The organism is Neobacillus sp. BP17 (genome assembly GCF_059579525.1).
Genome location: NZ_CM184198.1, coordinates 819409 through 845608 on the forward strand (window position 1 = coordinate 819409; position 26200 = coordinate 845608).

General features: G+C 39.2%; 23 protein-coding genes and 2 pseudogenes. 17 read left to right on the plus strand and 8 right to left on the minus strand.

Features of this window, described 5'->3' with window-relative positions; translation table 11 throughout:
• Positions 1-73 precede the first annotated feature (73 nt).
• From AC4QJR_RS03895 to AC4QJR_RS03925, 7 genes are all read left to right on the plus strand, one after another.
• Complete coding sequence (locus AC4QJR_RS03895) at positions 74-463, plus strand: tautomerase family protein (protein WP_375374393.1); 390 nt, start codon at positions 74-76, stop codon at positions 461-463.
• A 223-nt stretch (positions 464-686) separates the two neighbouring features.
• Positions 687-2162, plus strand: a complete 1476-nt coding sequence (locus AC4QJR_RS03900) for a CoA-acylating methylmalonate-semialdehyde dehydrogenase (protein WP_496525360.1) — start codon at positions 687-689, stop codon at positions 2160-2162.
• Between the two features lie 81 nt (positions 2163-2243).
• On the plus strand, positions 2244-3062 hold the full coding sequence (gene iolB, locus AC4QJR_RS03905; RefSeq protein WP_496525361.1) for a 5-deoxy-glucuronate isomerase: 819 nt from the start codon (positions 2244-2246) through the stop codon (positions 3060-3062).
• Between the two features lie 16 nt (positions 3063-3078).
• Positions 3079-4077, plus strand: a complete 999-nt coding sequence (gene iolC, locus AC4QJR_RS03910; protein WP_496525362.1) for a 5-dehydro-2-deoxygluconokinase — start codon at positions 3079-3081, stop codon at positions 4075-4077.
• 13 nt (positions 4078-4090) lie between these two features.
• Complete coding sequence (iolD, locus tag AC4QJR_RS03915) at positions 4091-6001, plus strand: 3D-(3,5/4)-trihydroxycyclohexane-1,2-dione acylhydrolase (decyclizing) (RefSeq protein ID WP_496525363.1); 1911 nt, start codon at positions 4091-4093, stop codon at positions 5999-6001.
• A 93-nt stretch (positions 6002-6094) separates the two neighbouring features.
• Positions 6095-6961 carry a class II fructose-1,6-bisphosphate aldolase gene (gene fba, locus AC4QJR_RS03920; RefSeq protein ID WP_496525364.1) on the plus strand — a complete coding sequence of 289 codons (867 nt, stop codon included), beginning with the start codon at positions 6095-6097 and terminating at the stop codon, positions 6959-6961.
• A 323-nt stretch (positions 6962-7284) separates the two neighbouring features.
• The gene (locus AC4QJR_RS03925) at positions 7285-8493 is read left to right on the plus strand and encodes an MFS transporter (RefSeq protein ID WP_496526614.1); all 1209 of its coding nucleotides are present in this window, start codon (positions 7285-7287) and stop codon (positions 8491-8493) included.
• Positions 8494-8655: 162 nt separating this feature from the next.
• Here the strand turns inward: AC4QJR_RS03925 and AC4QJR_RS03930 are convergent, their stop codons facing one another.
• The 6 genes and pseudogenes from AC4QJR_RS03930 to AC4QJR_RS03955 all read right to left on the minus strand — a co-directional run.
• Positions 8656-9366, minus strand: coding sequence for an ABC transporter ATP-binding protein (locus AC4QJR_RS03930; RefSeq protein WP_251460881.1), 711 nt, complete (start codon positions 9364-9366; stop codon positions 8656-8658).
• Positions 9359-10132: an ABC transporter ATP-binding protein gene (locus tag AC4QJR_RS03935; protein WP_496525365.1), complete on the minus strand. Its 774-nt coding sequence runs from the start codon at positions 10130-10132 to the stop codon at positions 9359-9361. Before AC4QJR_RS03935 ends, AC4QJR_RS03930 begins: the two co-directional genes overlap by 8 nt.
• Entirely contained in the window at positions 10104-11075 is a 972-nt protein-coding gene (locus AC4QJR_RS03940) for a branched-chain amino acid ABC transporter permease (protein WP_496525366.1), read from the minus strand. Before AC4QJR_RS03940 ends, AC4QJR_RS03935 begins: the two co-directional genes overlap by 29 nt.
• 1 nt (position 11076) lies before the next feature.
• Complete coding sequence (locus AC4QJR_RS03945; RefSeq protein ID WP_496525367.1) at positions 11077-11964, minus strand: branched-chain amino acid ABC transporter permease; 888 nt, start codon at positions 11962-11964, stop codon at positions 11077-11079.
• Between the two features lie 24 nt (positions 11965-11988).
• Positions 11989-13155: an ABC transporter substrate-binding protein gene (locus AC4QJR_RS03950; protein ID WP_496525368.1), complete on the minus strand. Its 1167-nt coding sequence runs from the start codon at positions 13153-13155 to the stop codon at positions 11989-11991.
• A 168-nt stretch (positions 13156-13323) separates the two neighbouring features.
• A pseudogene (locus AC4QJR_RS03955) lies at positions 13324-13428 on the minus strand (transposase); the annotation flags it as partial.
• Positions 13429-13498: 70 nt separating this feature from the next.
• On the opposite strand from AC4QJR_RS03955, the gene AC4QJR_RS03960 reads away from it, so the two are divergent.
• From AC4QJR_RS03960 to AC4QJR_RS03985, 6 genes and pseudogenes are all read left to right on the plus strand, one after another.
• A complete protein-coding gene (locus AC4QJR_RS03960; protein WP_496525369.1) occupies positions 13499-14473 on the plus strand; it encodes a lactate/malate family dehydrogenase in 975 nt (324 codons plus the stop codon).
• Positions 14474-14804: 331 nt separating this feature from the next.
• Positions 14805-15053: a GapA-binding peptide SR1P gene (locus tag AC4QJR_RS03965; RefSeq protein ID WP_496525370.1), complete on the plus strand. Its 249-nt coding sequence runs from the start codon at positions 14805-14807 to the stop codon at positions 15051-15053.
• Positions 15023-15160: pseudogene (locus tag AC4QJR_RS03970) on the plus strand (transposase); the annotation flags it as partial. The gene AC4QJR_RS03965 and the pseudogene AC4QJR_RS03970, both read left to right, overlap by 31 nt.
• Positions 15161-15462: 302 nt before the next feature.
• Positions 15463-16611, plus strand: coding sequence for a Gfo/Idh/MocA family protein (locus AC4QJR_RS03975; protein WP_496525371.1), 1149 nt, complete (start codon positions 15463-15465; stop codon positions 16609-16611).
• A 15-nt stretch (positions 16612-16626) separates the two neighbouring features.
• On the plus strand, positions 16627-17505 hold the full coding sequence (locus AC4QJR_RS03980; RefSeq protein WP_496525372.1) for a sugar phosphate isomerase/epimerase family protein: 879 nt from the start codon (positions 16627-16629) through the stop codon (positions 17503-17505).
• Between the two features lie 236 nt (positions 17506-17741).
• Complete coding sequence (locus tag AC4QJR_RS03985) at positions 17742-19160, plus strand: sugar porter family MFS transporter (protein ID WP_496525373.1); 1419 nt, start codon at positions 17742-17744, stop codon at positions 19158-19160.
• Positions 19161-19236: 76 nt separating this feature from the next.
• Here the strand turns inward: AC4QJR_RS03985 and AC4QJR_RS03990 are convergent, their stop codons facing one another.
• A complete protein-coding gene (locus AC4QJR_RS03990) occupies positions 19237-20073 on the minus strand; it encodes a helix-turn-helix domain-containing protein (protein WP_496525374.1) in 837 nt (278 codons plus the stop codon).
• 262 nt (positions 20074-20335) lie between these two features.
• On the opposite strand from AC4QJR_RS03990, the gene AC4QJR_RS03995 reads away from it, so the two are divergent.
• From AC4QJR_RS03995 to AC4QJR_RS04010, 4 genes are all read left to right on the plus strand, one after another.
• On the plus strand, positions 20336-21244 hold the full coding sequence (locus AC4QJR_RS03995) for an AraC family transcriptional regulator (RefSeq protein ID WP_496525375.1): 909 nt from the start codon (positions 20336-20338) through the stop codon (positions 21242-21244).
• Positions 21245-21564: 320 nt separating this feature from the next.
• Positions 21565-22506, plus strand: coding sequence for a sugar phosphate isomerase/epimerase family protein (locus AC4QJR_RS04000; protein ID WP_496525376.1), 942 nt, complete (start codon positions 21565-21567; stop codon positions 22504-22506).
• Positions 22507-22564: 58 nt separating this feature from the next.
• Complete coding sequence (locus AC4QJR_RS04005) at positions 22565-23764, plus strand: Gfo/Idh/MocA family protein (protein ID WP_496525377.1); 1200 nt, start codon at positions 22565-22567, stop codon at positions 23762-23764.
• 216 nt (positions 23765-23980) lie between these two features.
• A complete protein-coding gene (locus AC4QJR_RS04010; RefSeq protein ID WP_496525378.1) occupies positions 23981-25402 on the plus strand; it encodes a sugar porter family MFS transporter in 1422 nt (473 codons plus the stop codon).
• A gap of 36 nt (positions 25403-25438) precedes the next feature.
• Here AC4QJR_RS04010 and AC4QJR_RS04015 read toward each other — a convergent pair whose 3' ends face one another.
• On the minus strand, positions 25439-25606 hold the full coding sequence (locus AC4QJR_RS04015; RefSeq protein WP_496525379.1) for a hypothetical protein: 168 nt from the start codon (positions 25604-25606) through the stop codon (positions 25439-25441).
• Positions 25607-26200 lie beyond the last annotated feature (594 nt).

Consider the following 26200-nt stretch of genomic DNA (forward strand, 5'->3'; position numbering starts at 1 on the left):
CAAAATATACTCAATATTTAATAGTGAGTTGATAAATTGGTTGAAATACTACTTTTAATAGGGGGAGAGAAATATGCCGTTAATTCGCTTTGATTTAATACAGGGCCGGGATGATAAAGCTTTAAAACAATTATTAGATGCTTCCCACCGAGCCGTTGTAAAGGCCTTTGGCGTACCTGAAAGAGATCGTTACCAAATAATAAATCAACATCCTGTCAATGAATTAATCATTGAAGATACTGGATTAGGATTCGAGAGGAGCCATGATTTAGTCATTGTGAGTGTAACAAGTACCCAAAGAAGTGACAAGCAAAAGAAATCCTTTTATAAACTCTTGGTACAAGAGCTTGGTGAAAGCTGTGGAATTGCCCCAAATGATATTATGGTTTCTATTGTTACCAATGGGGCGTCTGACTGGAGCTTTGGATTTGGAGAAGCACAGTTTTTAACTGGTAAATTGTAAGGAGCCTAGGGCCGAAATGATGTTAACTCGATACTAAAAAAATATTAAAAAATAGTTGACTGAAAGCGTTTATAGTATTAAGATGTAATCAAAGATGACCAAAACATAACCAACAAGTAACAAATAATTAAAAGTATCTTACCAGTTAACTAGAGTCTTAATCGTTTCGAAATTAAAAATTACTCAAAAAATGATAAGAAGTTTTTCTTAAGGAGGAAAAAAGATGTCTAAAGTATTAACACAGGTAAAGAAACTAAAAAATTACATAAATGGTGAATGGGTTGAAAGTAAAGCGACTCAATTCGAAGATGTGTACGATCCTGCGAAAAAAGTAGTCATTGCCCAGGTTCCCCTTTCAACAAAAGAAGAAATTGATTATGCCATAGAGGTAGCAGCAAAAGCATTTGAAAGCTGGAAAAATGTACCTGTTCTAAAACGTACGAAAGTCCTGTTCAACTTCCAGCAACTATTAGAAAAAAACAAGCAAGAATTGGCTAAAATCATTACAATAGAAAATGGTAAGAATCTTACAGAAGCACTTGGGGAAGTAGGGCGCGGAATTGAAAATGTAGAATTTGCATCAGGTGCTCCTACACTGATGATGGGAGATTCACTTTCAACAATTGCAACAGATGTGGAGGTCACAAATTATCGTTATCCAATCGGTGTTGTTGGCGGAATTACACCATTTAACTTCCCAATGATGGTACCATGCTGGATGTTCCCAACCGCCATTGCCGTTGGAAATACCTTTGTTCTTAAACCATCTGAAAGAACACCATTATTGGCTAATAGATTAGCAGAACTATTAGAAGAAGCTGGTCTTCCTAAGGGCGTATTTAATGTGGTTCATGGTGCACATGATGTAGTAAACGGACTGTTAGACCACCCAGAAGTAAAAGCTATTTCATTCGTAGGTTCAAAGCCAGTTGGAGAATATGTTTATAAGCGCGGAAGCCAAAATTTAAAACGTGTTCAAGCCTTAACAGGTGCGAAAAACCATTCCATCGTATTAAACGATGCAGATTTAGAACTTGCCACAACTAACGTTATCGCTTCAGCGTTTGGTTCTGCTGGCGAACGTTGCATGGCTTGCGCTGTTGTAACAGTTGAAGAAGGAATTGCAGATGAATTTCTTGAGAAATTAGTCGAGAAAGCAAAAGCGGTCAAAATCGGACATGGCCTTGATGAGGGTGTATTCTTAGGACCAGTTATTCGCGAACAAAATCAGCAGCGTACATTAGGATATATTCAAACAGGTATTGATGAAGGTGCTAAACTTGTATGTGATGGCCGTGAAAATGCCCCTGAAGAAGGATATTTTGTCGGACCAACGATTTTCGACGATGTGACAACTGATATGACCATCTGGAAAGATGAAATTTTCGCACCAGTCCTTTCAATCGTTCGTGTTAAACATCTAAAAGAAGCGGTTGAAACAGCCAATAAATCTGAGTTTGCAAATGGTGCATGTATCTATACTTCAAATGCATCTTCGATTCGTTACTTCCGTGAAAATATCGATGCAGGAATGCTGGGCGTTAACTTAGGTGTTCCAGCTCCAATCGCTTTCTTCCCGTTCTCAGGATGGAAATCTTCCTTCTATGGAACATTACCTGCCAACGGAAAAGACGGGGTTGAATTCTATACACATAAAAAAGTTGTTACGGCTAATTATAAAACACCAAAATTCGAATAAGTGATAGCAACATAAAATGCTATTATCCTGTCCTCTACGGTCAGGATAATAGCTATTACATAGATAGGAGAGGATTACAAGTTGAGTAAATTGCTCCGAAAGCCCAAACAAAACGAAACGTCACCAGGAGTTACCATCATTCAGGAAGTAACTAGTGAAAACTCCCCGTTAGAATATGTTGGTTTTAAAGTAGTAGATTTAGCACCAGGTGCTAAGTATACAGAAGACTTAAGCAAAGTGGAATGCTGCATCGTTGCCCTAACAGGAAAAATAAATGTGTCGGCTGACGGAGAAGTATTTGAGAATATTGGCACAAGGGAAAGCGTTTTCGAAAAGAGACCAACCGATAGTGTCTATGTTTCAAATGATCGTTCTTTTGAGGTAGAGGGTGTTACACAAGCTCGTGTGGCTCTTTGCTACTCTCCTTCGAACAATCAACTCCCAACAAAGTTAATAAAGGCTGAAGAGAATGGAATTGAAAATAGAGGAAAATACAGCAATAAGCGTTTAGTGCATAATATCTTACCTGATTCAGACCCGTCTGCAAATAGCTTGTTAGTTGTAGAGGTATTCACAGAAAGCGGAAACTGGTCAAGCTATCCGCCGCATAAGCATGATCAAGATAATTTGCCGGATGAATCTTTTTTAGAAGAAAGCTACTATCATGAAATGAACCCGCGGCAAGGATTTGTCTTCCAACGCGTCTATACAGATGACCGTTCACTTGATGAAACCATGGCAGTAGAGAATGGTGATGTCGTATTAGTACCGGCTGGATACCATCCAGTTGGTGTGCCTGATGGTTATGAGTCCTATTATTTAAATGTAATGGCAGGACCAACACGTATCTGGAAATTCTACAACGAACCAGCCCATGAATGGATTCTAAACCGAAAATAAAGGAGTGGCTTTAATCATGAAAATTCAATTTCATTCTGATAGAGAGTTTGATCTTATTGCCATCGGCCGTGCTTGCATGGACTTGAACGCAGTGGAATACAACCGTCCAATGGAAGAAACGATGACATTTAAAAAGTATGTAGGTGGTTCACCGGCAAATATCGCCATCGGTTCATCAAAGCTTGGATTAAAAGCAGGATTCATTGGGAAACTTGCCGATGATCAGCATGGCCGGTTTATTGAGCAATATATGAGCGGTGTGGGTGTGGATACATCCAACATGGTGGTGGATCAAGAAGGTCATAAGACAGGCCTGGCTTTTACAGAGATTAAAAGTCCGGAAGAGTGCAGCATTCTCATGTACCGTGATGAAGTTGCTGATCTTTATTTACAGCCTTCAGAGGTAGATGAAAATTATATTAAAAGAGCAAAAGTTCTGCTTGTTTCCGGAACTGCTCTTGCCAAAAGCCCTTCTCGTGAAGCGGTGTTAAAAGCGATTCAGCTAGCAAAGAAAAATGATGCAAAAGTAGTATTCGAATTAGACTATCGCGGATATACATGGACATCTCTTGAAGAAACATCTGTTTATTATACATTAGTAGCACAGCAGTCAGATGTTGTTGTTGGTACACGCGATGAATTTGATGTCATGGAAAATGTGACTGAAGGCAGCAACGCAGCAACCATCGAACAGTTGTTTAAGCATTCTCCAGAATTAGTTGTGATCAAACATGGTGTAGAAGGTTCCTATGCCTATGCAAAGTCAGGAGAAACATTTAGAGGCCGCGCTTACTTAACAAAAGTTTTAAAAACGTTTGGTGCAGGCGACTCTTACGCATCTGCCTTCTTATACGCTTTAATCACAGGCAAGGATATTGAAACCGCTCTTAAATTCGGCAGTGCCTCTGCAGCCATTGTGGTAAGTAAACACAGTTCTTCAGAAGCGATGCCAACCGTATCTGAAATTGAACAGTTGATTGCGGAAAGATCTGAAAAAGCTGAACAAACAGTTTGAGGTGAGAATAGCCATGGGGAAAATTAGATTAACAACGGCGCAAGCATTAATTAAATTTTTAAATCAACAATATATCCATGTGGACGGAAAAGAATTTCCATTTGTTGAAGGAATCTTTAATGTATTTGGACATGGAAATGTTTTAGGAATAGGGCAGGCACTTGAGCAATACTCAGGCCATTTAAAAGTGATTCAAGGCAAAAATGAACAGGGAATGGCACACGCAGCCATCGCCTACAGTAAACAAATGCTTCGACAAAAAATTTATGCCGTAACAACTTCTGTTGGGCCAGGGTCAGCGAACTTGGCCGCAGCGGCTGGAACAGCTTTGGCCAATAACATCCCTGTATTGTTTATCCCGGGTGATACCTTTGCATCCAGACAGCCTGATCCCGTTTTACAACAAGTAGAACAGGAATACAGCTTAGCTGTAACGACAAATGATGCATTAAAACCAGTTTCTAGATATTGGGATCGGATTACACGGCCTGAACAGTTAATGCCAAGTTTGCTTCGTGCCTTTGAAGTGATGACCGACCAGGGAAAAGCAGGTCCGGCAACGATTTGTATTGCGCAAGATGTAGAAGGGGAAGCGTTTGACTATGATGAAAAATTCTTTGAAAAACGCGTCCATTATGTGGATCGTAAAGCACCAGTTGAGCGAGAACTTAAGGGAGCTGCCGAACGGATTCGTGCAAGCAAAAAACCGGTCATTTTAGTTGGCGGTGGCGCAAAATATTCCCAAGCACGTGAGATTTTGGTCTCGCTTTCGGAAAAACATAATATCCCATTAGTAGAAACACAAGCTGGTAAAGCCACAATAGAATCTGATTTCAAAAATAATCTAGGTGGAATGGGGATTACTGGTACACTGGCAGCCAATAAAGCAGCACGTCAAGCCGATCTATTTATTGGAATTGGCACACGATATACCGATTTTGCGACTTCTTCCAAAACGGCCTTTGACTTTGACCAAACCAAGTTTTTAAACATCAATGTCAGCCGTCTGCAAGCATATAAAATGGATGCCTTCGAAGTTGTCGCAGATGCAAAAACAACATTAGAGCAATTGGCTCCATTATTAGAAGGATATGAAAGTGATTTTGGCAGTGAAATTGCTGACCTGAAAGCGGAATGGAATGCCGAACGCGACCGTTTGAGTCAAGTAACATTCAAACGTGAAAATTTCCTTCCGGAAGTAAAAAATCATTTTTCGCAAGAAGTACTAAATGAATATGCGGACGCACTTAACACAGAGCTCGCTCAGACAACCGCATTACTAGCTGTGAATGAGACGATTTCACCTGATAGCGTGATCATCACCGCAGCTGGGTCCCTTCCAGGTGACGTACAGCGGATTTGGAATACGTCTGAACCAAATACGTACAATGTCGAGTACGGATACTCTTGCATGGGGTATGAAGTCTCCGGTGCATTAGGGGTAAAATTGGCGGAGCCAACGAAAGAAGTGTATTCCCTTGTTGGTGATGGCAGCTTCCTATTGCTGCATTCTGAATTAATCACGTCTATTCAATACGGACAAAAAATCAATGTTGTCCTCTTTGATAATTCAGGATTTGGATGTATCAATAATTTACAAATGGATCATGGTGGAGGCAGTTATTTCTGTGAATTTAGAACCCATGATAATAAAATCTTAAATATTGATTATGCAAAAGTGGCTGAAGGATATGGTGCAAAAACATATCGTGTCAATACAGTCGAAGAATTGAAGGCTGCGCTAGAAGATGCCAAGAAGCAGGAAGTCTCTACACTAATCGATATTAAAGTCCTTCCAAAAACAATGACAGATGGCTATGATAGCTGGTGGAATGTCGGTGTGGCAGAAGTATCCGATAAAGAAAGCATCCAAAAGGCATTTGAGTTAAGGAAGCACAAATTAGAAACGGCAAAACAATACTAAAAAGCTTAAAACAACATGAGGTTGGATCAAATTCACTTGAATTTGATCCGCGTTAATAAATTTGAAAATTCAGACAAGAGAGGTGGGATGGAAATGATCGCAACATCAAGGTTAGTTCCGATGAAAGAAATGCTTGAGAAGGCGAAACAAGAAAAATATGCAGTAGGGCAATTTAATATCAACAGCTTTCAATGGGCAGAAGCGATGCTGGAAGCAGCAGAGGAGGAACGGTCTCCTATCATTGTGGCCTCATCCGATAGACTAGTAGATTATTTAGGCGGATTTAAGACGATTGCTACGATGGTAAATAGAATTGTAGAGGAAAAGAAGATTACGGTACCAGTTGCCCTGCATCTTGATCATGGGAAAAGTGTGGAAAGATGTAAAGAAGCCATTGATGCTGGATATACTTCCGTGATGATTGACGGTTCGCACTATTCCATTGAAGAAAACATTGCCATGACAAAGCAAGTGACAGACTATGCCCGACTTCATGGTGTTACAGTTGAAGCGGAGGTCGGGACCGTGGGCGGTAACGAAGATGGTCTCATCGGCGGTATTAATTACGCAGATCCTCAGGAATGTTTACGGCTTGTACAAGAAACAGAAGTTGATGCACTGGCAGCGGCCCTTGGCTCTGTACATGGCCCCTACCAAGGAGAACCAAAATTAGGGTTCGCTGAGATGAAAGAGATTTCAGAATTAACCAATGTGCCGCTTGTATTACATGGCGGTTCAGGCATCCCATTACACCAAATCCATCAAGCTATTGAACTGGGGCATGCCAAAATTAATGTGAATACAGAATGCTTACAGGCATGGACGAGAGCTGTCCGAAATATACTAGAGAACGATAAAGAAGTGTATGACGCCAGGGCAATCCTTACACCGGGTAAGGAAGCTGTGAAAGAAACAGTCAAAGAGAAAATTAGAGAGTTTAGATCAAGCAATAAAGCATAATTTTTTTAACCGGGCGGTGCTTGTAACGGGTTCGGTTAACTATCACAAACAATAAAAAATGACTATCAAAATGTATGCTAATTTGATAGTCATTTTTTATTGGGGTATAACATGGAAATTGACTACCCAGTTGAGTCATTTTGGTAGCCTTCGGTCGTTAATAGGGACTATTGTCTACCAAGAGTCAAAAGAGTCTATTGGCTACCCAGATGAATCATTTTGGTAGCTTTCGGTCTTCAATAGGGTCTACTTGCCATCCAGTGGAATCCTTTTCATAGTCTTCAGTCTTTTTCTTAAACTTTATTAACTTGGAGGTGGTATGCCTGAGTACATTACGATCAAAAAGAAACAAATATCTTTTTATTGTTGTTTCCTTTCTATTGTGGTTTCCGCAATTTCTCTATGTTCCTATTTTTTCACCTTATCTGGAATCATTGGGCGGAAAGTATACTTTCATTGGAATCGTATTGAGCAGCTACGGAATCATGCAGCTTTTATGCCGAATGCCGATTGGGATCTTTTCTGATGTAAAGAAAGTCAGGAAGCCATTTATCATTTTTGGCATGTTGGTAAGCGTGTTAAGTTGTGGAATTTTTTTGCTAACAGATAGTTTAGGCTGGATTCTCGCAGCCCGCGCACTTGCAGGGATTTCAGCAGCTACGTGGGTTGCATTTACCGTCTTATATCCAAGTTATTTTGCAGATCATGAAGTACATCGGGCGATGGGGAGTATTTCATTCATTATCGTACTTGCCCAGTTTTTAGGCATGAGTTTCAGTGGGTCAATTGTAAGTGAATGGGGTTGGAAAGCTCCATTTTGGTTGGCTGTATCTTTCAGCATTCTCGGTGTAATTCTATCCCTGTTTATCTATGAATCAAAAGAAGGAATCGAGAGAGAGCCGCTAAAGGTGAAGGAATTAGCAGCTGTTATCAAAGAACCTTCATTGTTGAAGGTGGCTCTCTTATCGATTTTGGCACATAGTATTATTTTTTCAACAATGTTTGGCTTTACATCCAACTATGCTCTCCATATTGGCTTTACAGAAAGTGAGCTAACTTGGATCGTGTTTGCGTTTATGATCCCTCATGCCATCGCGACTCTTTTTATGGGGAGAGTATTGGTTCCACTTTTTGGTGAATGGAATGCCCTAAAGACGGCCTTTTTCCTTGCATCTGTTTTTACGATACTGATTCCGTTCGTTCAAAGTAAAGGATTATTATTGACCGTACAGATTTTTAGCGGATTTTCACTGGGCTTAATTTTCCCGCTGCTGTTGGGATTGGCCATTGAAAAAATAGCACCCGAAAAAAGGGCGACGGCGATGGGTGCCTACCAGGCGATTTATGCTGTCGGCATCTTTGCAGGGCCGTTTTTTGCAGGTATCTTTAATTCGCTTATGGGAATTAAAGCAGGATTTTATTTTGTTGGGATACTTGGATTATTTGCTACGCTCCTCATCATCATATGGGGGAAAGATCATGCTGAAATGGCAATAGAAAAATCTATTGAAAAAAGTAAGGCTCGTGCCTAGTTAATCTTTGGAAAAAGAGCTTCCCCTTTTCAAAAAAGGACAGACTCTTCAAAGGGAACGCCATAAGAAAGATTAAAGGCACAACTAGCTAAAAATCCACTAGTTGTGCCTTTTTGTGCGCAAAACTTCCGATTGTCCCCTGTAAGAACCGTCCCCAGGTCCCTAACCCGATCTTTTTCCAAGATAGGCTTCCACAATTCGAGGATCTTCTAGTAAAGTTTCTGCTTTTCCGCTGATAATTACTTTTCCTGTTTCCAATACGTAACCATAGTCAGCGACTCTCAGAGCTTGCTTGGCGTTTTGTTCAACGAGGAGCACGGTTGTGCCAGCATCTTTTATTTCTCTTATAATCTTAAATATATCCGCTACAATTAAAGGAGCAAGTCCCATAGATGGCTCATCTAAAAGTAATAGTTTTGGCCGTGAAAGTAGTGCCCTTGCGATCGCCAGCATCTGCTGCTGCCCGCCTGAAAGGGTACCTCCCAACTGGTTCTGTCTTTCTTTTAATATCGGAAAGTGTTTCATGACATCTTCAATATCTTTTCCAATCTCTTTATCGTTTCGATGGTAAGCTCCCATTTCCAGGTTTTCCATCACCGTCATACTCGATAGGATCGCTCGTCCCTCCGGTACAAGCGCAATCCCCTTTCTAAGAAGCTGGTCTGGCCTAAAACCTGTCACATCTTCTCCTAAAAACTCCACGGATCCATTCTTTGGCTTTAATAAACCGGCGATGGTTTTCATGGTCGTTGTTTTTCCTGCTCCATTGGCACCAAGAATGGTTACAATCTTGCCTTGTTCCACTTCAAGACTGACTCCTTTTAGTGCCTGAATTTTTCCATAAAAGGTCTCAATTCCTGATACTTTAAGCAATATCGTCTTCCTCCTCTTTTCCGAGGTAGGCTTCAATAACAGCTTGATTGTTTTGAATTTCCTCAGGTGTGCCCTCAGCTAGTTTCTTCCCAAAGTTTAAAACGGTAATTCGGTCGCACAGCTTCATGACAAGAGGCATGTCATGTTCAATTAAAAGAACAGTAATCCCTCTTTGTTGGACTTTTTTAATTAAATCAAATAACTCCTCTGTTTCGGTTTCATTCATTCCTGCAGCTGGCTCATCCAACAATAATAGCTTCGGATGACTTGCTAACGCTCTAGCAATCTCAAGTCTTCTTTGCTGACCATAGGCTAGGTTTTCAGCATCCACATCTTTATAAGGGGATAAACCTACCAGCTCCAGAAGTTCCTTTGCAGTTTGATGCAGCCTTTCTTCTTCCAGCCGCTGAGACTTTGTCTGAAAGACGCCGCTCAATACTCCTGACTTACTGCGGGAATGCCCGCCAACCAATACATTTTCTAAAGCGGTCATTTGCGAGAAAAGGCGGATATTTTGAAAGGTGCGGCAAATCCCCTTATCGGTAATTTTGTAGGGTTTGAGCCCTGTTATACTTTCACCAATAAAGCTAATCTCTCCAGAAGAAGGGGGAAACATGTTGGTAATCACATTAAACATCGTTGTTTTCCCAGCGCCGTTTGGACCAATGAGCCCATAGATTTCTCCTTCCTGAATGGAAAAAGTAACATCGGTTAAAGCGGAGATGCCGCCAAAGTTTTTAGATATGTTTTTGATTTCCAGTACCATGAGCGGCCCCCTTTTTTGACTTTTTAAACCATTGCATAGTGGATACATCAATCAATCCTTGCGGACGGAATGCCATCATGAAAATCAGGATAAGACCATAAATGATATACCGGTACTCGCTAATAAATCTTAGCGCCTCAGGCATGATTGTCATAAAAGTCGCTCCAAATACGGCTCCCCAAATGACGTCACTGCCGCCAAATATGGCAAAAATCAGGATTTCCACAGCGCGGTGATAGGAGAAGTCAGCTGGACTGATGAATCCCATGACATGAGCAAATAACGCTCCGGCAAAGCCTGACAGAACAGCACCTTGTGCAAAGGATAAAACTTTATAATAGGTAATATTGATTCCCATGGCTTCGGCAGCTTTTTCATCCATTTTGATCGATGCGAAGGCCCGTCCCACACGGGATTTATTTTGTCTGATCAAAAACCAAATAAGGAAAAGGTTAATAACTAACAAAATGGTGAGGACAAGTAAATAAACAAATTGATTATTTCTTAAGCCGAGGGTACTCGGGTCAAATCCAGCCTCTCGAAAAATCCGGAATAACTCTCTGCCGATTTGCGGAATACCGGAAATTCCGATGGCTCCATTCGTAACAGATTCCCAGTTTACAAAGAATACTCGGATGACCTCTCCAAATCCCAAAGTGGCAATCGCCAAGTAAACACCTGTTAACCTAAGAGACGGTATTCCAATCAAAATGCCGACGATCCCGGCAACGACAGCACCTGCAATGATACCAAGAATGATGGGAACATCATAATGGATAGTCAATATAGCAGATGTATAGGCTCCGATTCCCATAAACCCAGCATTTCCTAAAGAGAGCTGTCCGGAAGAAAGAGTAACGTATATGCTTAAGCCAAGAATAATATTGATCAAAATAAAGGAACCGACTTGTAGGTAGTAGGGATTGATTAGTTCTCCAAGCATATCATGGCCTCCCCGCTCCAGCCGTCTTTTGCCCAAAAAGCCCTTGAGGTCTTAATAAAAGAATGATGATGATGGTGATAAAGGCAATTGCGTCACGATATCCTGAATCTCCGTACGCCACAACCAGCGTCTCGGACAATCCAAGAATCAATCCTCCTGCCATGGCACCTTTCACATTTCCCATTCCGCCTAAAATGATAATGGCAAGCCCCTTAAGCCCCATTGATAATCCCATTTGCGGGTTAACGGAGTTGAAGGCCATACCGACTAAAATCCCAGCAATACCTCCCATTGCTGATGCAATAATCACCGTTAGCGTAATGATTCGTTTTGTATTGACCCCCAGGATACTAGCCGTTTCCAAATTTTCTGCTGTTGCCCGGAGCGCTTTTCCAGCCTTCGTTTTGGAAAGCCAATACGAAAGAGCCATCATTAAAACAATCGAAATGACAAAAATTAAGATTTGAACTGCATAAATGGTGATGGAGCCAATCTGGAAACGAATCTCAGCAAACGCATTACTGAAAGGATGATTTCCTGCTCCGAATAAGTGATGCGAAAGATTTTCAAGTAAAATCGACACGCCGATCGTACTGATTAATGGAGCAAGGTGTGAGACGCCTTGCTTCCCACGGAGTGGTCTTAGTGCAAAGCGCTCAAGCAAATAGCCCAAAATGACCGTTACAAGGATCGCAGCGGCAAAGGCCACCCAAAGCGGCAGCCCAAGCGTACTCGTAACGATAACTCCTATAAAAGCCCCAAACATAAATATTTCACCATGTGCCATATTAATGATGCCCAGAACCCCAAAAACCAGTGTGAACCCAAGAGCAACGATGGCGTAGATGCTTCCTAGTGTAATTCCGTTAATTAGCTGCTCTAAAAACAAGACATCTCACCCTTTACTACTTTTTTATTCAAACAGTTGGAACTTGCCGTCTTTGATGATGAGTACGGTTGGGTCCATGACAACGTCTCCCTCTTTATCAAAGGAGAATTTACCAAGTACACCGTCTAAATCTTTGATTTCAGCAAGTGCATCGCGAAATGCATCTCTGTCAGCTTCACCTGCATTCTTCAACGCTTCCGCATAAATATACAGAGCATCATAGGCTTGAGCAGCAAATTGGTCAGGTTTCTTGCCGTACTCTTTTTCAAATTTTTGAACAAAGTCCTTTACTTTCGGATCATCCTTTTCCGCAAACCATGGAGTGGCAACAATTAATCCCTCAGAAGCTTTTCCTGCAATATCAATAACCTGCGGAGAGTTAAAGCCATTTCCTCCTACAAAAGGTACATTAATCCCCATTTTTCTTGCCTGATCCATGATAACCGCACCTTCATTATACAGAGCCGAGCATAAAATCAAGTCTGGATTAAGGCCCTTGATTTTTGTTAATTGAGCATTATAGTCGGACTGTCCTTTTTGGAAGGTTTCAATCGTTAAAACATCAAGCCCCATCTTTTCTGCTTCTTTTTTCATCGTATCAAAGCCTGATTTTGTAAATACATCGTCATTACCATAAAGAATGGCAACCTTTTTCGCGCCGTATTTATCGACTGCTTTTTTAATCGATGCCGGAATGGCAAGTGATTCAGGTATTGAATTTCGGAAAACATAGTCGCCAATCTGTGGAATTCCCACAGCAGTTGTTGATGTACCCATAATTGGAATTCCGTTTAAATCCGCCTCAGGCCCAACAACGTTCATTTCCGTACTTAAAGTAGGTCCTAAAAGGGCAACAATGTCATCATCACTCATTAGTTTTTGAGCTGCTGCTAAAGCTTGTTCCTGCTTACCCGCGGAGTCTTCAATCACAAGTTCAATGTTTACATCGCCCTTTGCGTTAATTTCTTTTTGTGCTAACTTAAAACCACTCGTAATTGCTTCACCATAAGCTGCACCTGGACCGCTTAAATACGTGATAACTCCTATTTTTGCTTTCATACCCTTTTTAGCCTGTCCCCCGTCTTTCGCTGAATCCTTTCCTGAAGTTTCTGTACTTTTACCACAAGCTGCTAAAGCCACAAGTAATAGTACAGAAATCAATAGAAATGACTTTTTTACAATCTTCCTCATTGCTCTACCTCCTAGTTTTTTGAAAATTTAAAATATATTTATATTAAATAACAATTATATTACAAAGTAAACGTTTTCAACTTAATTTTTAGAATTTTTGCGGAATAGTAAAAAACTACAGAGACGGTTCTTTCAGGAGACAATCGGAAGTTTTGCGCCCAAAAAGGCAGAAACTATTCTATTATTTGAAATGGCAATACGATGTGTGTAACGCACAAGATATTCCATTACTGCTATAGGACCTGAAAAAGTTCTTTTGGTGTAACTGCACCAATTAATTAAAAATTAATAGTATTTTCTAAATTGTGTTAAAATTTATATATTATGATTGGGGGGGGAAACGATGAAAAGAAATAAGTTAGTAGTTGTGGGAGTAGGACATGTGGGCTCTTATGTTCTGGCGGATGCCTTGAAATTGGGACTATTTGCCGAAATAGCTGTCATTGATATTGATAAGGAGGTTGCTTATGGCGAAGCTCTTGACCAAGAACATGCAACCGCTCTGACATATATGTCAAATACAACGGTATACGCCGGAGATTATTCCGAATGCGCAAATGCAGATGTAATCATCTGTGCTGCCGGTCCCAGCATGGTAAAAAGTGATGAAGATGCGATGCCGGACAGGGCACAATTAGCTGTTGTCAATTCAGAGGTAATTCGTGAAGTCATGACGGGAATTACGAAATACACAAAAGACGCAATCATTATTCTCATAACAAATCCATTAGATACCATGGTCTACATAGCAGAAAATGAATTTGGCTATCCAAAAGGACGAATATTCGGAACCGGAACGATGCTTGATTCTGCACGTCTTCGCAAAATAATTGCTGCTAATTATGACATCGATCCAAAAAGTGTAACAGCTTATATGATGGGCGAACACGGCCATACCGCTTTCCCGGTATTAAGCCGTTTAAGTGTGCAGGGGTTTAGTGAAAAAGAATTAGACCAAGTTTTTCAAGGAAAAGAATCATTAAACCGGGAAGGTATTAAAAAACAAGTTGTTAAGGCAGCCTTTGATGTGTTAAATGGGAAGGGGTGGACAAATGCAGGGGTTGCCCAAGCTGCTGTTACTCTAGCAAAAGCGATTATGCTGGATGAACGTAGTGTTTATCCGGTGTCTACAACCTTACACGGACAATATGGATACGATGGAGATGTTGCATTAAGTATGCCATGTGTCATCGGGAGAAATGGCATAGAAAAACAATTAGAAATTGCTCTCGACTCCCAAGAACTTGAATGGCTTCATCAATCAGCGGAATATATTAAAGAAGCGATGAAAGTTGCAAAGTGTAGCTTTAAGCATTAGGATCAATAGCTTCTATTTATACTAGGGATCCAGATTGTGATCTAGTAGAAATTTCTAACTATTAAAATTTTATTTGCTGTTAATTAAATTTACAGGTGCGATGCTTGAAAAACAAGAGTATCACTTTCCTTGTTCAAGAAACGGGCGCCATTGCTGAACAAAGAGCAGTGGCTTACTAGACGGATCCGAATAGTTCTATAATAATTGGATGTAAATAATTAAGAAACCCAGCTAATCTTCTCATGTGAAGGTAGCTGGGTTTTAAAGTTGTAGTGCAAAATAAATCCTAAAGTGACAACCTTGTCAAAAAGTAGCTTCCAAGAGTTTTCTAATGGGAACTATCATTTGCCAAATTTGCAATAGCACAATTGATCATTTTGAGAATGAAATCAATGAGGCTGGGACAAAACCCCCTCTAGAATCTAAAAAGCCTGTGAATTTTACGAGGAGTAAAATTTCACAGGCTTTGATTATTTTTTTAATAAAATTAAGGACCACTTCTGATAAAATAAAGTTATCACACAAAATTTTCATCGTAAAGAATGATTCTATCGAAAACGTAAAATCGATGTGGAGCTAGTTTTTGGATTCTTGAAGGCTAATTTGTGTTTTACTCGATTTTCTGTACGAGGAAAATCGAGGGTAGAAAACAAAATAGGACTCGCGTTAATGGCAGTAATTTTATGAAAATTCACTGCCACCAACTAAGGTAATAGAAGATTTACACGCAAAAATAATAGAAAAAGGTGAATTTGAGTGCGCTCAAATTCACCTTTTTTATTATTAAAAGCTAGTTATGTTCAAGCCTCATTTTTTGCTTTTTATGTGGATATCTCATTTAAAACATTTCATAGCTTTGAACACCCTTACAAAGAGCAAGATATTTAAGCAAGTGAGCAATATCGCTTAATGTAATTGTGTATTTATTGTACTAAAATTAGAAATGTAGAAAGCAATAAATAATAGTCATTCGAGAGGGAGAGAAACATATGAAGGAGATCAGAATAGGACTTGTTGGTGCAGGGTGGATGGGGAAGGCTCACACGAATTCATTTTTAAATGCTTTAATGTTATTTGGACCGGACTCCGGGAAACCGGTTTTTGAAGTGGTAGCAGATGTAAGTATTGAGGCAGCTAAGGCAGCGTGCGAGAAACTTGGATATTCAAGATGGGTTGAAAGCTGGAAAGAGGTTGTTACGGATCAAAATGTGGATGTGGTTGATATTGCTACCCCAAATGCCTTCCATTATGAGGTGGCAAAAGCAGCTTTGGAAAACGGAAAACACGTTTACTGTGAAAAACCATTAACTCTGACAGCAGAGCAATCGAAAGAATTATCCGAACTTGCTAAGCAAAAGGGAGTCGTTAATTATGTGGGTTACAACAATGTGATGAATCCTGCAAACGCTTATATTAAGGAACTTGTTTCTTCTGGTAAACTAGGCAAAATTATGAGATTCTCAGGAACTTACGACCAGGATGGACTATTGGATCCAACCTTGCCAATTACATGGCGTCACATCAACAAACATTCTGGCAGCGGTGCCCTTGGTGATCTTGGCTCACACCTGCTCAGTGTTTCTCAGTTTATCCTTGGGGATATCAAAAGTGTAAATGCCATATCGAAAATCGTTATTCCGAAAAGACCAGTACAAGCCGGTTCATCGGAACTTGCAGATGTAGAAAATGATGACTTGATTAATATTCTTGCAGAATATGAAAACGGAGCAATTGGCACAATTGGGGCAAGTCGTGTGGCAACTGGGCGCAAAAACTATCTTTCATTTGAAATTCAAGGAACCGAGGGTTCGGTCTACTATTCACTAGAAAGAATGAACGAAGTGAATGTGTACTTCACGTCTGACAGTAGTGCCGATCGAGGTTTCAGAAATGTATTCCTTGGTCCTGATCATAAAGGATACAATGCCTTCTATCCTGCATCCGGGATTGCGATTGGATACAATGATATGAAGGTTTTAGAGGCACATGAACTGCTTTCTGCTATTACAGAAGGCAGGCCATACGCGTGTGATTTTGAATTTGGTTATAAGATTGATAGAACAGTAAGCGCTATTTTAGAATCTGCTGCAGAAAGAAAATGGGTAGAAGTAGAAAAGCAAGTTGCAGAAGTTATTTAAGAGGAGGAGAGAAACATGAACATCAAAATTGGAACAGCACCAGATTCTTGGGGAGTATGGTTTCCTGAAAATGAAAAACAGACACCATGGGAAAGATGTATGAATGAAATGGCTGAAGCCGGATATGCAGGGATTGAACTGGGACCATGGGGATACCTTCCGAATGAATACGATCGATTAAAAGAAGAACTTGAGAAAAGAAATCTTGAATTGACCGCAACAACCCTAGTGGGAGATCTTACATCCGATCGCAAAACGGAGGAACTGATTACCTCGCTGGATGAAATGGCCCAGCTTCAACTGAAATTTGAGAGTGCAAAATATGTGGTATTGATTGATGATTGTTATACCGATCTTTTTACCGGTGAATTGGTAAGACCGCGAGATTTAAACGGTGCAGACTGGGACAAGTTTATTACCAACATTTTAAAAATCCGTGACCATGCGAAAGTAAATTACGGTTTGGAAGTGGTTTTTCATCCTCATGCCCAAAGCCATGTTGAAACGGAAGAGCAAATTGAAAGACTCTTGAATGACACGGATATAAATCTCTGCTTGGACACAGGCCATCATGCGTACGCGGATGGGGATCCAGTTGCTTTTATGCGGAAGTATCACGCTCGTATTCCTTATCTTCACATAAAAAGCTGTGATCTAAGCGTTAGAGAAAAAATGCAAGTAGAGGGCTGGTCCTTCGCAAAGGCAGTGAGTGAGGATATCATGTGTGAGCCAGAACTTGGTGTTGTTGATATGAAAGCATTCGTGCAAGTATTAGAGGAAATTGACTTTACTGGTTGGGCAATCGTTGAGCAGGATATGTATCCTGCACCTTTTGAGAAACCATTCCCAATCGCAAAAAGAACCAGAAAATACCTAACAACAATTGGGGTATGAGCTGATGCTGGAGAGCCTGGTTAACAGGCTCTCGTGCTTCTAAAATGATAAGATAATACCTTTTCAGAATAGGACAACACTACTATACTACTCTAAAATGGGTTATTTTTTAGTAGTAATAGTAAGCGATTACAATCTATTTTAAGGTGATTGGAGAATCAGATAGACTTCTATATTGCTAAAATACATAAAGTAACTGGACTAACATGTAAACTAATGCAAAGGGGAAATTTAACATGGAAAGTATCCGAGTGACTGAAGAATCAGTTCAACTGGAACATGCAAAGAAAAAGGACCCAGAAAAGTTTTTGAAGTTAGTTACCATTGTATCAACATTTGGGGGACTATTATTTGGCTATGATACAGGAGTGATTAATGGTGCCCTTCCATTTATGGCTAAACCCGATCAATTAAACTTAACTCCTTTCACGGAGGGGCTAGTCGCCAGTTCTTTAGTATTAGGTGCTGCTTTTGGTTCATTATTTGGCGGGCGTTTATCGGATCATAAGGGGCGTCGCAAGGCCATCATGTATCTTGCCATTTTATTTTTGTTTTCTGCTTTAGGCTGTGTCATCGCCCCCAATACAACTGTTATGGTTATTTTCCGTTTTATATTAGGACTAGCGGTAGGCGGTGCTTCAGTAGTTGTTCCTTCATATCTTGCCGAAATGTCACCTTCAGAGCGCCGTGGCAGGTTAGTAACTCAAAATGAATTAATGATTGTTACCGGACAGTTTCTTGCGTACGTATTTAATGCAGTCATTGGCAATGCTTTTGGAGATACAGGACATGTATGGCGCTACATGTTAGTGGTTGCTACATTACCAGCAGTGGCGCTATGGATAGGGGTCATTATTTTACCTGAAAGTCCTCGTTGGTTAGCTTCGAAAGGAAGAGTGGGGGACGCACTAAGAATACTTAAACAGATTCGCCGTGAGAATGTCGCTGAAATAGAATTAAATGAAATTAAGGCCCATATCTTAGAACAGAAAAAAACAAAAAAAGTAACATTCAAAGATTTGGGGATCCCTTGGGTTCGACGTATTGTCCTTCTTGGTATGGGGATTGGAGCTATATCGCAATTAGTAGGCATAAACTCGATCATGTATTACGGTACACAAATTTTACAAAATTCAGGTTTTGGGACAAAAGCAGCATTGATCGGGAACGTAGCCAATGGCTTGATTTCTGTGATTGCAGTTATTGTTGGAATGTCCATCATGCATAAGGTGAATAGACGGACCATGTTTCTTACCGGTTTAATCGGTGCAACCGTTGCGCTTATATCAATTGGGATAGCAACTCTAACCCTTGCTGGTTCGCCCATGCTGCCATACGTAGTATTGTCAATGACCGTATTATATTTAGCTTTCTTTCAAGGAGCTATCGGTCCGATGACATGGCTGACATTATCAGAAATTTTTCCAGCCCGTTTACGGGGTATGGGGATGGGAATCGCCGTTTTGTTTTTATGGATTTGCAATTTCTTAGTAGGTATGTTCTTTCCTGTGCTTTTAAATGGAATTGGACTTTCATCAACATTTTTCATATTCGCCGTATTTGGTGCCTTGGGTGTCCTTTTTATAGCAAAGTACCTGCCTGAAACAAAAGGGTTGTCATTAGAACAAATAGAAGATAATTTTAAAGCCTTATAGGAAAGAAAGATCGGCTCACGATAAAAAATCACTTCAATATTTGAAGTGATTTTTTATTGGACGTCTAATCTCGATCCTAGAATTGTAATTCTCTAAACTGCTTTGGTGTTAGGTTTGTATGCTTTTTAAATGTTGTAATAAAGTGGGTATCACTATTGAATCCTGCTGTAATAGAAATCTTCTTAATTGATAGATTCGTGTTTTGAAGCAATTGTTTCGCATGGTTTATGCGAAAGTTAAGGACGTATTCATATGGCGAGTATCCAGTATATTTTTTAAATACACGAGAAAAGTGAAATGGAGTTAAATTGACGTATTGAGCTAGCTCTTTAAGATTAATTTCCGTATTAAAGTGGTTTTCAATATAGGCAATCGCTTGGAGGATAATTTTTTCTTGAATATCGGTTGATTCATTTGAAATCTCATTCAACTCATACATAATTTTATGAATGTTCATCGAAATAAAATGCTCATTGATATTACCCTTTTCGGCCATATGTAGAATTTGATCCATGCATTCTGGAATGACAAAATTATTGTCGATTGAAAAAATACATCCACTTTTCTCATAGAGAAAATCAAAATAAGGTTGACTTGCCATGCCTGAAAAATGAAACCATTCAAAGAATACATTTTCATTTGCCAAGTAGGTATGAGGTTCATGGCAATTGAGAAATACGAGAGTGTTTTTTCTAGCTTGATATTCCTGATCTCTATATCTAATGGTCATGGATCCCTTCCTAATTAACATGATGAGATAGTTGTTGTAATGATTTCTTTCCACGATATATCTATCATCACAGTAGAAAAGGCCAGAATCATGTAAACAGTAAAGTGCCTTTTTAGCAAATTCACTAGGAATATGAAAAAAAATCTCAGATTGTTGCAACACACCTTTTTCAATAATCTTCATAGGGATCTCCTTTAATTAATAAAAGCAATTTGTTTAAGTATTTTGTAATATCGCTTAATGTATATGTACTCTTATTATAAGAAAATGAAAAAGTATAAAGCAATAAATAAAAGTAATGAGAGTGGGCGTGTGTTTTTCTAGAAATCCTGTTAATCTTGTTATTGCAACCGTTTTCTCTTATAATGACAGAAATCAAATTATTAAATATTTTGCTTGAATGAAAGATTAAAAAGGGCAGTTGTTTGGAAAAGGAGTGCTTAAAGTGGATTTAAATAAATACCTATTTGGAAAAACTTCTTTGAATGATTATGTCCATCGTTTAAACCAAAATGGCGCTTCTTTTCAAATTCATTATTGGGGAGTCATGCCACGGCATTATGATAATCAATTACATAAACATTCATTTTTCGAAGTGTGTTATGTAGTGGACGGAGAAGGAACTTATCAAGATGATCAAAATACCTTTACTCTCCAAGAGAATACACTTTTTTTATCGAGACCTGAAATACTCCATCAAATAAAAAGCGAGAAGGGGCTGTCTCTCTTATACCTTGCCTTTGATTTACTTGAATCGGAGTCCAGTGAAAGCTGGATTAGAATCATGGAAACGGCCAAACAATGCTCCGGAGTAATTTTATATGAAGAAGATGTAATAGAAACTGCCTTATTATGGAAATCGCTGCTTATTCAGGCCACAAAGCGGCAGAATGAGTTTTTTGAAGAAATGCTTTCCAATATTGCTTATTCTCTTATTCTCTCCATCTTGCAAGATTTTGTCCCTGCTTTGAATAAGAGTAATCATAAACATAATCCTGAACAGCATTCCGTCCTCCTTACGCAGGCGCAGTTATATATTCATGACAATCTATCAAATTCCTTGAAACTTACGGAAGTAGCTAAACATTTACACATTTCCGGAAGACATTTGTCTAGAGTTTTTGTATCTGAATTAGGAGTAAGTTTTTCAAAGTACGTGCAAGACGAACGAATAAAAAAAGCTATGATTTTACTTAAAAAATCGAATTTATCGTTAAAAGAAATTGCTGAGGAAACGGGTTTTATGAATGTTCAATATTTTACCCGTGTGTTTACTTCTATGATGCAAATATCACCAGGAAGGTTTCGCTCTCTGTTTATAGACCAAAATACAACTACATTTTCGCATAACTGACACCCCCACCGCCTATGTTGGGGGTGTTTTTTACTATGAAAATATAATCATTTGGAAAAAAGATGTCCTTAAAGTATAAAAACATGTCTCTATAATTTAATTACTATTCTGAATTCCTTTTATATAATTAGCTATGTAAACAAGGTCATGACAGGATTATAGAAGGTGATACATTGGAAAGTACAGACATGGGAAAATGAAAGCGAATTCCCCAAAAACAGGTTGATTTGCAAGATGTCCTTAAATGTAAAAACCAAACACTTTTATGCAATAAAGGATTCAGAAATACACAGCGGTGAAAACGAGGAGGAAAGAATTCTATGAAATTATCATATGTAACAGATAGCTTAGGTCACTTGCCATTTGAAAAAATGCTGGATACGGTGGCCGAAATGGGGATTGATACCATTGAGATGACAACAGGAGGTTGGTCACCGGCTCCACATTTGCGTTTAAATGAATTGCTGGAAAGTGAAGCAAAAAGAAGTGAATTTCTAGGGGAATTAGAAAAGCGGAATATTAAGCTTTGCGCATTGAATTGTTCCGGGAATCCTTTAGATCCAGGTGAACTTGGTAAAGAGCACAGAAAAGTAACAGAAAAAACAATGGAATTAGCTGGTTTACTTGGTGTTAAGAAGGTCATTATGATGAGTGGCCTGCCCGCAGGAAGCCCAGAAGATAAAATCCCTAACTGGATTACTTATACAGTCAGCTGGCCCCCTGTATTAAAAGATATTTTGGATTATCAATGGAATGAAGTAGCCATTCCGTATTGGAAAGAGTTAGTGAAAAAGGCGGAAGCATGCGGTGTTGAAAAAATTGCCCTTGAAAATTTCAGTTCGATGTTGGTTTATAATCCGGAAACATTATTTAGATTACGGAATGCAGTTGGACCAATGGTTGGTTTGAATTTAGACCCAAGCCATTTAATCTGGATGGGGGCAGATCCAATTTTGTCAGCCAGAGAATTGGGAGCAGCGATTCACCATGTGCATGGTAAAGATGTAAGAATTGAAAGACATTTATCAGCTGTTAATGGTGTATTGGAAACAAAAGAGGTTACGGATACAGCCAATAGAGCATGGAATTACGTGGCTGTCGGCTGCGGTCAAGATTTGCAATGGTGGAAAGAATTCTTCTCTGTTGTTCGCATGATGGGATATAACGGTGAAGTGTCACTAGAAATGGAAGATTTAACAATGTCCGTTGAGGCAGGTATAAGAACATCGATTGATGCTTTAAAACAAACCCTTAGCTTTTAATTTAACAGAAATTTCAGAAAAAATATTAAAAATTATTCAATTGAGAGGAGTTTTTACGATGTTAAATGGAGAGAAAAAGATTGTAAGACCACTACGCTGGGCTATGATTGGAGGCGGACGAACTGGCCAGGTTGGTTATAAACACCGCATTGGTGCATTAAGGGATAATACAGCTTATCAATTAGTCGCGGGTGCATTTGATATTGATGCAGAAAGAGGAAAAGACTTTGGTGTCAATATTGGGGTAGATGAAAACCGCTGTTACCCTGATTATAAAACATTGTTTATGGAAGAAGCTAAACGTGCGGATGGTATTGAGGTTGTATCCATTGCCACTCCTAACGGAACTCACTATGAAATTACAAAAGCAGCACTGGAAGCTGGATTACATGTTATTTGTGAAAAACCTTTGTTCTTTACCGTAGCAGAGGGTGAGGAGATTAAAGCTCTGGCAGAGAAACAAGGAAAAATTGTCGGAGTGACGTATGGTTTTTCTGGGAATCAGTTGCTGCTTCAGATGCGAGCAATGATTGAACAGGGCAAGATTGGTGATATTCGTGTGGTTGAGTTACAGTACACACATGGTTTTAGTTCAACCGAACAAGGTGATAAAACAAATGCTGCCCAAAAATGGCGTGTGGATCCTAAGGTGGCCGGCCCAAGCTTTGTTTTGGGAGATCTCTCCACACACACTTATTATATGTCTGAGTTAATTATGCCGCATATGAAAATAAAAAAATTATTATGTGATCGACAGAGCTTTGTTGGAAGCCGTTACCCTCTAGAGGATAATGCTTTCGTTCTGATGCAATATGAAAACGGAGCAGTAGGTAGACTATGGACCTCTTCTATCAATGCAGGATGTATGGACGGCCACCGAATTCGCATTGTCGGATCGAAGGCAAGCCTGGAATGGTGGGATAGCAAACCAAATGAACTAAGATACGAGGTACAGGGAGAACCGATTCAAACGTTAATTCGTGCAATGCCATACTTGGATGAAACATGTAATGCTGATGAGCGTTTGGGAGCATTGCATCAAGAAGGTTTAACCGAATCTTGGGCAAATATTTATCTGAAATTTGCCATTGCCATTGATGCAAAAAATCGCGGTGATGAGGAAACATTGAAAAATCTAGTATACCCTGATATTAATGCTGGTATTGAAGGTATTCGCTGGATTGAAAACTGCGTTCGCTCCGCAGACAACGGATCGGTTTGGGTAGAATATGAGAGCAAAAAACCACAGCTAGTATAAAAAAGGATACGATAAAGGCCGGGGGGCAATTACTGTAGTTTGCTCCCCGGTTAGATAAAATATATTTTTTATCTAACCGGAGAGCAAAATGAAAGCGTTTAAATTAATCCCGAATAAGCAAGGATCTTATGGGAGTCTATTATTCCAATCTGACTTAATCAAGGAATCTAGCAGAAGAAATTGTTATAAAACAATTAAACAAAGGGGAAATTTAATATGCAAAATCTCAAAGCATCTGATGTTCCAGTTCAACTGGAACTTGATGAGAAAAAGAACCCAAAAAAGTTCTTAAAATTAATTACGACTGTATCAACATTCGGGGGGCTATTATTTGGATATGATACAGGAGTCATTAATGGGGCACTTCCATTTATGGCTAAACCAGACCAATTAAATCTTACTGCTTTTACAGAAGGGTTAGTAGCGAGTTCATTAATCCTAGGTGCGGCTTTTGGTTCAATAACCGGAGGTCGGTTATCTGATAAAAAAGGGCGCAGAAGCTTAATCATGTATCTAGCAATCTTATTTTTATTTTCAACAATAGGCTGCGTTCTTGCACCGAATGCATCCATCATGATTATATTCCGATTTTTGCTTGGTCTTGCTGTCGGTGGTTCTTCCGTGATCATACCATCGTATCTTGCAGAAATGTCTCCTTCGGACCGGCGGGGCATGATGGTTACTCGAAATGAATTGATGATTGTAACTGGGCAGTTTCTAGCTTATATATTTAATGCAGTCATCGGAAATGCCTTTGGTGATACAGGACATGTTTGGCGATATATGTTAGTCATTGCAACATTACCTGCTGTAGCTTTATGGATTGGAGTGGTTATTTTACCAGAAAGTCCTCGCTGGTTAGCATCAAAAGGAAGAATGGCCGAAGCACTAAAGGTGCTTCAAATGATTCGTAATGAGAGTACAGCACAACAAGAATTAAATGAAATAAAAGCGCGTATACAAGCAGAGCAAAAAATGGAAAAAGCAACACTTAAAGATTTAAGGATCCCTTGGATTCGAAAGATGGTATTAATAGGGGTTGTAATTGGGTCAGTCTCGCAGTTAGTCGGTATAAACTCTATTATGTATTATGGAACACAAATTCTTGAAAATTCCGGTTTTGGAACAAAAACGGCTTTGATTGCAAACGTCGCAAATGGATTAATCGCAGTTATTGCTGTTATAGTTGGTATGTCCATCATGCACAAAGTGAATAGACGAACAATGCTGCTTACAGGTTTAACTGGTGTAACAGTTGTTCTTATTACGATCGGTATTTCTACTTTCGCACTTGCTGGTTCACCTGCCTTGCCATTTGTAGTATTATCACTGACAGTCCTATATTTAGCCTTCTTCCAAGGGGCGATTGGCCCTTTAGGCTGGCTGATTATTGCTGAAATTTCCCCTGCTCGCTTACGTGGTGTTGGTATGGGAATTGCTACATTATTCTTATGGCTTTGTAATTTTATAGTAGGTCTATTCTTCCCTACTCTTTTAAGCACACTCGGACTTTCAGGAACATTTTTCTTATTTGCTGTGTTTGGATTCATTGGGATCGTGTTTGTAGCGAAAAACTTGCCTGAGACAAGAGGGTTATCTTTAGAACAAATAGAGGATAATTTTAAAATGAGAGCATAGATAAAAATAAATGAATAATTGAAACGCGGAGATGGTCTAAAGGATCGCTCCGCGTTTTTTTGTATAGGCTTTGTTAGATGAGATTATTTCGCTTAAAGCAGTCATACTTTCATAAAAAATGATACGTGCTTCACCATATTGATCCATTGAATGGTTAAAAGATTGCATTGTATGTTGAATGAATTCCATTATTCTTTTCATCATGATTCCTCCCTGGGAATAATTTGGTTAATTTAATTTTGTACCTTGGGAGTCTCTTTAACAATCATGATGTAAACGAAAACATGTATGAAAAAAACGCTAACAATATGAATGAAAGAGTGTAAATATCAAGTCTCAATATCTCTCTTTTTTTCCATGGACAAAAATAATTTCTAAAAGATATCAAAAAACTACTTACCCTTATTTATACATTTCTTAATTAAATACAGTAATTCTAATATTATTTTAGTTTTCCTGGGTACATAATTTTATTACTATAGAATGGTAATTTACTGTTAATTGAAGGAAGGGGCGGATTCTAAATTAATTTCTAATAATGGAGGTTTCAAGATGCGAAAGGTTTATTTGAAAAAACGATGAAAAAATTAGTTATTTTTTCAACCATTTCTTTGTTAACGTTTACATAACTCCCTTTATCAGCGCAAAACCAGACAGAGAATGATCATTCTTTGAAACACCAAGAGGACCCCACCAGCCTTATATGTACGGTTATAATGCAAAGAAATTAAAAATTGGAGTCCAGAAACAGATCCTTATGCGGAATATTTCCGTTCAAGAGTACCACTTGAAAACGAA

What these genes read in the sequence shown, in the direction of transcription:
- AC4QJR_RS03965 (WP_496525370.1), top strand. Translation starts at nt 14,805, where the DNA reads ATGGGAACTATCATTTGCCAAATTTGCAATAGCACAATTGATCATTTT.
- AC4QJR_RS03900 (WP_496525360.1), top strand. Translation starts at nt 687, where the DNA reads ATGTCTAAAGTATTAACACAGGTAAAGAAACTAAAAAATTACATAAAT.
- iolD (WP_496525363.1), top strand. Translation starts at nt 4,091, where the DNA reads ATGGGGAAAATTAGATTAACAACGGCGCAAGCATTAATTAAATTTTTA.
- AC4QJR_RS04000 (WP_496525376.1), top strand. Translation starts at nt 21,565, where the DNA reads ATGAAATTATCATATGTAACAGATAGCTTAGGTCACTTGCCATTTGAA.
- fba (WP_496525364.1), top strand. Translation starts at nt 6,095, where the DNA reads ATGATCGCAACATCAAGGTTAGTTCCGATGAAAGAAATGCTTGAGAAG.
- AC4QJR_RS03980 (WP_496525372.1), top strand. Translation starts at nt 16,627, where the DNA reads ATGAACATCAAAATTGGAACAGCACCAGATTCTTGGGGAGTATGGTTT.
- AC4QJR_RS03975 (WP_496525371.1), top strand. Translation starts at nt 15,463, where the DNA reads ATGAAGGAGATCAGAATAGGACTTGTTGGTGCAGGGTGGATGGGGAAG.
- AC4QJR_RS04015 (WP_496525379.1), bottom strand. Translation starts at nt 25,606, where the DNA reads ATGATGAAAAGAATAATGGAATTCATTCAACATACAATGCAATCTTTT.
- AC4QJR_RS03985 (WP_496525373.1), top strand. Translation starts at nt 17,742, where the DNA reads ATGGAAAGTATCCGAGTGACTGAAGAATCAGTTCAACTGGAACATGCA.
- iolC (WP_496525362.1), top strand. Translation starts at nt 3,079, where the DNA reads ATGAAAATTCAATTTCATTCTGATAGAGAGTTTGATCTTATTGCCATC.
- AC4QJR_RS04010 (WP_496525378.1), top strand. Translation starts at nt 23,981, where the DNA reads ATGCAAAATCTCAAAGCATCTGATGTTCCAGTTCAACTGGAACTTGAT.
- AC4QJR_RS03960 (WP_496525369.1), top strand. Translation starts at nt 13,499, where the DNA reads ATGAAAAGAAATAAGTTAGTAGTTGTGGGAGTAGGACATGTGGGCTCT.
- AC4QJR_RS03895 (WP_375374393.1), top strand. Translation starts at nt 74, where the DNA reads ATGCCGTTAATTCGCTTTGATTTAATACAGGGCCGGGATGATAAAGCT.
- AC4QJR_RS03990 (WP_496525374.1), bottom strand. Translation starts at nt 20,073, where the DNA reads ATGAAGATTATTGAAAAAGGTGTGTTGCAACAATCTGAGATTTTTTTT.
- AC4QJR_RS03950 (WP_496525368.1), bottom strand. Translation starts at nt 13,155, where the DNA reads ATGAGGAAGATTGTAAAAAAGTCATTTCTATTGATTTCTGTACTATTA.
- AC4QJR_RS03935 (WP_496525365.1), bottom strand. Translation starts at nt 10,132, where the DNA reads ATGGTACTGGAAATCAAAAACATATCTAAAAACTTTGGCGGCATCTCC.
- AC4QJR_RS03940 (WP_496525366.1), bottom strand. Translation starts at nt 11,075, where the DNA reads ATGCTTGGAGAACTAATCAATCCCTACTACCTACAAGTCGGTTCCTTT.
- AC4QJR_RS04005 (WP_496525377.1), top strand. Translation starts at nt 22,565, where the DNA reads ATGTTAAATGGAGAGAAAAAGATTGTAAGACCACTACGCTGGGCTATG.